At 69.8% G+C, this 4,694-nt stretch carries 7 protein-coding genes and 1 pseudogene; 7 read left to right on the top strand and 1 reads right to left on the bottom strand.

Features of this window, described 5'->3' with window-relative positions; all coding sequences use genetic code 11:
* Nucleotides 1-138 precede the first annotated feature (138 nt).
* Nucleotides 139-630, bottom strand: coding sequence for a CinA family protein (locus Q0L11_RS14400; protein WP_296598133.1), 492 nt, complete (start codon nt 628-630; stop codon nt 139-141).
* 85 nt (nt 631-715) lie between these two features.
* Here Q0L11_RS14400 and Q0L11_RS14395 point away from each other — a divergent pair, with 85 nt between their 5' ends.
* From Q0L11_RS14395 to Q0L11_RS14365, 7 genes and pseudogenes are all read left to right on the top strand, one after another.
* Nucleotides 716-1,948, top strand: coding sequence for a serine hydrolase (locus tag Q0L11_RS14395; RefSeq protein ID WP_296598132.1), 1,233 nt, complete (start codon nt 716-718; stop codon nt 1,946-1,948).
* 103 nt (nt 1,949-2,051) lie between these two features.
* The gene (locus Q0L11_RS14390; protein ID WP_296598131.1) at nt 2,052-2,531 is read left to right on the top strand and encodes a DUF1579 domain-containing protein; all 480 of its coding nucleotides are present in this window, start codon (nt 2,052-2,054) and stop codon (nt 2,529-2,531) included.
* 6 nt (nt 2,532-2,537) lie between these two features.
* Nucleotides 2,538-3,155 (top strand): LysE family transporter, encoded by a 618-nt coding sequence (locus tag Q0L11_RS14385; RefSeq protein ID WP_296598130.1) that lies wholly within the window; start codon nt 2,538-2,540, stop codon nt 3,153-3,155.
* 20 nt (nt 3,156-3,175) lie between these two features.
* Nucleotides 3,176-3,409 carry a BolA family protein gene (locus tag Q0L11_RS14380; protein ID WP_296598129.1) on the top strand — a complete coding sequence of 78 codons (234 nt, stop codon included), beginning with the start codon at nt 3,176-3,178 and terminating at the stop codon, nt 3,407-3,409.
* Nucleotides 3,410-3,476: 67 nt separating this feature from the next.
* Nucleotides 3,477-3,821: a Grx4 family monothiol glutaredoxin gene (gene grxD, locus Q0L11_RS14375; RefSeq protein WP_296598127.1), complete on the top strand. Its 345-nt coding sequence runs from the start codon at nt 3,477-3,479 to the stop codon at nt 3,819-3,821.
* Nucleotides 3,818-4,237, top strand: a complete 420-nt coding sequence (locus Q0L11_RS14370; RefSeq protein ID WP_296598126.1) for a thioesterase family protein — start codon at nt 3,818-3,820, stop codon at nt 4,235-4,237. Before grxD ends, Q0L11_RS14370 begins: the two co-directional genes overlap by 4 nt.
* 33 nt (nt 4,238-4,270) lie before the next feature.
* Nucleotides 4,271-4,694: pseudogene (locus Q0L11_RS14365) on the top strand (mechanosensitive ion channel family protein); the annotation flags it as partial.

The following is a 4,694-nucleotide window of genomic DNA, read 5'->3' as shown; positions in this document are numbered from 1 at the left end:
CGCGGCCTCGCCGCCGGCGTGTCTGGATCCCCGGGACGAGCCCGGGGATGACGAGGTGGGAGGGGGAGTGCGTACCTAGCCGGCGCCCTGTAATGGATCCCCGGGACCAGCCCGGGATGACGAGCCGAGAGGGCGTCCCTACCCTTCCAGCGACTTCAGCGCTCTGTTCAGCAGGTCCAGGGCGGCGGCGGCGAAGGCGCGCATGTTGGCGGAGCGGTCGCTGGACGCGGTCTCGATGGTGAGCACCGCTTCCACGGGCCCCGAGACCGCCACGCAGGTGTGGCCGGCCGCGTCGCCGTAGGGATTGCCGGTCGGCCCCGCGGCGCCGGTCTCGGAAATCCCCCAGGTCGCGCCGTAGCGTTCCACCTGGTTGCGCGCCAGCAGCAGGGCATAGGGCTCGCTGGCCGAGCGCATGCCCTCCAGCGCCTCGCGCGGGATGTCGGTCAGCAGCACCCGGGCCTTCGGCGTGTAGACCACCGCCCCGCCCAGGTAGTAGGCGCTGGCCCCCGGCACGCTCAGCAGCGCCGCCGAGATCAGTCCGCCGGACGAGCTCTCGGCCACCGCGATCTTCTCGCCTCGGGCCTTCAGCGACGCGCCGATCTCCGCCGCCAGGGCTTCGAGTTCGTCCATACCCGTCCTTCCACTTGGCCAAACGCCTGTTCGGCGCCCATGATGGGGGCATTCAAAGAGAAAGCCATACTGTCGGGAGGATTTGATGGACGCGCAGTCGCAGTGGACCGGCCTGGACGCGGCCCGCCTGGAACGCATCACCGAGCACCTGGAGCGCAACTACATCGGTCCGGGCAAGATCCCCGGCGCCCAGGTCAGCGTCGCCCGCCACGGCCACCTGGCCTACTTCAAGTCGTTCGGATCGATGGACCTGGAGCGGCGCAAGGCCACCCGCGACGACACGATCTACCGCATCTATTCCATGACCAAGCCGATCACCTCGGTGGCGCTGATGACGCTGTACGAGCGCGGCCACTTCCAGCTCAACGACCCGGTCTCGCGCTTCGTGCCGTCCTGGAAGGACCACCGCGTGTGGATCTCGGGCGAAGGCGCCGACATGAAGACCGAGGCGCCGGCGCGCCCAGTGACCTTCCGGGACGTGCTGACCCACACCGCCGGCCTCACCTACGGCGGCGGCCTGCCTGGCGTCGGCATCCAGCACCCGATCGACAAGGTCTACCGCGAGCTCAAGGTGCGCTCGCTGGGCTCCACCGATTCCATGCAAACGTTCATGGACAAGCTGAGCCGGGTTCCGCTGCGCTACCAGCCGGGCACGGCCTGGATGTACTCGCTGGCCACCGACGTCTGCGGCGCGCTGGTCGAGATCATCTCGGGCAAGCCGTTCGCCCAGTATCTCGACGAGACGATCTTCCAGCCGCTGGGCATGAAGGACACCGCCTTCCAGGTGGCGCCCGAGAAGAAGGATCGCTTCGCGGCCAACTACCAGCGCGGGCCCGACAAGACCCTTAAGCTGATCGATGACCCCGAGACCTCGGCCTACAACTTCGAGCCGGGCTTCAAGTCGGGCGGCGGCGGCCTGACCGGCACCAGCGCCGACTACCTGCGCTTCTGCGAGATGCTCCGCCGGGGCGGGGAACTGGACGGCCACCGCATCCTGGGGCCGCGCACGCTGGCCCTCATGCACATGAACCACCTGCCGGGCGGCAAGCAGCTCACCGACTGCGCGCTGGGCGGGTTCTCCGAGACCGCTTACGACGGCGTGGGCTTCGGCCTGGGCTTCGCCTCCACGCTGGGCGAGGTCGAGTCGGGCGGCCTGGGCGCCGGCGACTACTACTGGGGCGGCGCGGCCTCGACGATCTTCTGGGTCGACCCGAAGGAGGACCTCTGCGTGGTCTTCATGACCCAGCTCATGCCGTCGGGCACCTTCAACTTCCGCGGCCAGCTCAAGAGCATCATCTACTCTTCGATCATCGACTGAGCCCCTCCTCTCCCCGAGCCGCAGCGCGAGGGGAGAGGGGATTGCTGACATGCCGTGTCAGCAGCGGCCGCCTATCCCTGGGCCTCGACCGAGGGAGACGGCCATGGCCTACGACGGCTACGACGACGGACGACGCGACTTCCATTTCCTCTACGGCCGCTGGGCCGTGGAGCATCGCCGCCTGAAGACGCGCGGCGTCGGGGCCGACGACTGGGACGCCTTCGCCGGGACCAGCTTCACCCAGGGGCTGATGGGCGGCCTCTGCAACGTCGAGGAGAACGACTTCCCCGACCGCGGCTTCCAGGGCGTGGCGATGCGGACCTTCGATCCCGAGGCGCGGCGTTGGGCGATCTACTGGGTCAGCAGCCTGGACGGCCGCCTGCAGCCACCCGTCTTCGGCCGGTTCGAGGACGGTATTGGCCTGTTCCACGGCGACGATGTGGACGGCGACCGGCCGGTGAAAGTGGTCTATCGCTGGGACCGGATCACCTCGGCCTCCGCCCATTGGAGCCAGGCCTTCTCGTACGACGGCGGGGAGACCTGGGAGACCAACTGGACGATGGCCTTCACCCGCAGCGCCTGAGAGCCCATGACCGAGCACATCGTATCGCTGGGCGCGCTGTTCCTGCTGGCGCTGGGCACCTCGGTCATCCCCGGGCCGTCCAACTTCCTGACCATGCGCGTCGCCATGCGCCGGGGCCGCGGGCCCGCGCTGGCCACCGCGCTCGGCACGACGCTGGGCTGCGTGATCTGGTGCGTCGCCGCCGTCGTGGGCCTGGCCGCCCTGCTCGCGGCCGCGCCCTGGCTCTACAAGATCCTGCGCGTCGGCGGCGGCCTCTACCTGGTCTGGTTCGCCATCGCCCTCTGGCGCGCCAAGCCGGAGCCGGAAGCCGTCGAGCCGCCGCCGGGCGCGGCGAAGGCGGCCTTCTGGCAAGGCCTCGCCATCTGCCTGACCAACCCAAAGTCGGTGCTGTTCTTCGCCTCTGTGTTCTCGGCCTACGTCGGCCCGAACACGCCCGAGTGGGTGCATTGGGCGGCCGTCGCGGTGGTCACCGCCACCTGCCTGGTCTGGCAGGCGGGCCTGGCGCTGGCCTTCTCGTCGCTGCGCGCGGCCACCGCCTACGCCCGAGCGCAGAAGCCGCTGGATCGGGGCGCCGCCGGCCTGATGGGCGCCTTCGGATTGTCGCTGCTCTGGACCGCGGGCTGACACCGGCCTAAGTCCAGGCCATGCCGATGTCCCAACCCGACCTGGAAGCCGCCCTGCGCGAGGGCTTCCCCGACGCCGAGATCGAGATCACCGACCTGGCCGGCGATGGCGATCACTACAAGGCCCGCATCGTCTCCACGGCGTTCAAGGGCCTGCCGCGCGTGCGCCAGCACCAGCTCGTCTATGCCGCCCTGAAGGGCAAGATGGGCGGCGAGCTCCATGCCCTGGCGCTGGAGACGAGTGCGCCCGCCTGACGCGCTTGACCCTGGAGGCTCGCGTCCCTAGCTCTTGGCCGAAGACTTCACGCCGAAAGGGCGTCCGATGACCGACACCACCGCCGCCAATCCCGTCCACGAATGGATCGCCAGCGCGGTCGCCGAGCATCCCGTGGTGCTGTTCATGAAGGGCGAGCCGGAACAGCCGCGCTGCGGCTTCTCGGCCGTGACCGTCCAGATCCTCGACCACCTGGGCGTCGAGTTCGTCGGCGTCGACGTGCTGCAGAACGACCAGCTCCGCGAAGGCATCAAAACCTTCTCCGACTGGCCGACGATCCCGCAGCTCTATGTGAAGGGCGAGTTCGTCGGCGGCTGCGACATCGTCCGCGAGATGTTCCAGTCGGGCGAGCTGAAGACGGTGCTCCAGGAGCAGGGCGTCCTGGAGGCGTGAGCAAGCTGCTCGAACCGCCGGAGGGCCGGCAGGTCTTCCGCCTGACGTTCGAGCCCACGCCCGACGACATCGACGAGAACGGCCACGTCAACAACGTGGTCTATCTGCGCTGGGCCCAGGACATCGGCATCGCGCACTGGCGCTCGCGCGCGCCCGCCGACGCCCAGGCGACCTGGGCCTGGATCGCCCTGCGCCACGAGATCGACTACCGCCGCGCCCTGATGCCCGGGGAGACCGCCCAGGGCCGCACCTGGGTCGCCCAGGCCCCCGAGGGCCCGCGCTTCGACCGCTTCATCCGCATCGACGGCCCCGACGGCCAGATGTGCGCCCAGGTGCATACCACCTGGGTGCTGATCGAGCAGGCCACGGGCCGCCCGCGCCGCGTGCCCGACTGGATCCCGAAGCTCTTTACCTAGAACCAAACGGCTGGCTTCTGGGTTGAACGCGGGATGCCCCAATACGCCCTGAACCTGCCCCTCCCCGCCTGGATTCCCACCTGGGCGGTCGGGCTGGCCCTCGTCGCGGGGGCCCTGGCCCTCGCGCTCCTCCTGCACCACCTGCTGGTCAAGGCCGTCCGGCGCAGCCTGCAAGGCAGGAGCGACTTCACCCGCTCGCTCGTGGTGCGGACCCGGGCGCCGGGCCGCCTCGCCCTGGTGGTGGCCGCCGTCAGCGGGGCCCTGAAGATCGCGCCGATCCCCGACGGCCTGGAGCGGCTCCTGCTCCACGGCCTGCTGGTGGCCTTCATCGTCCTGGTGGGCTGGGCGGTGATGACCGCGGCGGACATCGGCACGGCGCTTTACCTGCGCAAGCACCGCACGGACGTCGCCGACAACCTGCACGCCCGCAAGATGCTGACCCAGACCCGCATCCTGC

It is taken from the genome of Phenylobacterium sp., from assembly GCF_024508875.1.
Classification (GTDB): domain Bacteria; phylum Pseudomonadota; class Alphaproteobacteria; order Caulobacterales; family Caulobacteraceae; genus Phenylobacterium.
Note: the sequence above shows the minus strand (reverse complement) of the source record. Positions and strands in the feature narration are given on the sequence as shown.